General features: G+C 63.3%; 1 protein-coding gene. It reads right to left on the bottom strand.

Features of this window, described 5'->3' with window-relative positions:
- Positions 1–371: HAD family hydrolase (locus EN859_RS35875; RefSeq protein WP_148671261.1), on the bottom strand; the 371-nt coding region annotated here is incomplete at both ends.

Raw genomic sequence — 371 nt, 5'->3', positions numbered from 1 at the left:
GGTCCACGCCGAGCAGCTGGCACGCGTGCCATAGCGGTTGCGGCGCGGGCTTCATGCTGTCGATGGAATCGCCCGCGACCAGCACTTCGAGATAACTCCAAAGCCCTGTCATGCGCAGCAGCGGCGCGGCCAGTGCCTCGGGCTTATTGGTCACGCACGCAAGGCGGTAGCCGAGCCGACGAAGTTCGCGAAGACCCGCGGCCACATGCGGATAAACGTAGCCGTAGCGCCCATTGGTCTCTTCATAGTGCCGATGAAACACCGTGAGCGCGGTCTCCTGATCCACCTGCTCATCTAGTGCGGCGGCTGCGAGCGTGCGCCTGATCAGGTTCGGCACACCCTTGCCGATAAAGCCGCTGACCATCTCGAAG

Origin of the sequence: Mesorhizobium sp. M00.F.Ca.ET.216.01.1.1 (genome assembly GCF_004010325.2) — a bacterium.
GTDB lineage: Bacteria > Pseudomonadota > Alphaproteobacteria > Rhizobiales > Rhizobiaceae > Mesorhizobium.
The sequence above is the reverse complement of the archived record's forward strand: the minus strand, read 5'-3'. Positions and strand labels throughout refer to the sequence as shown.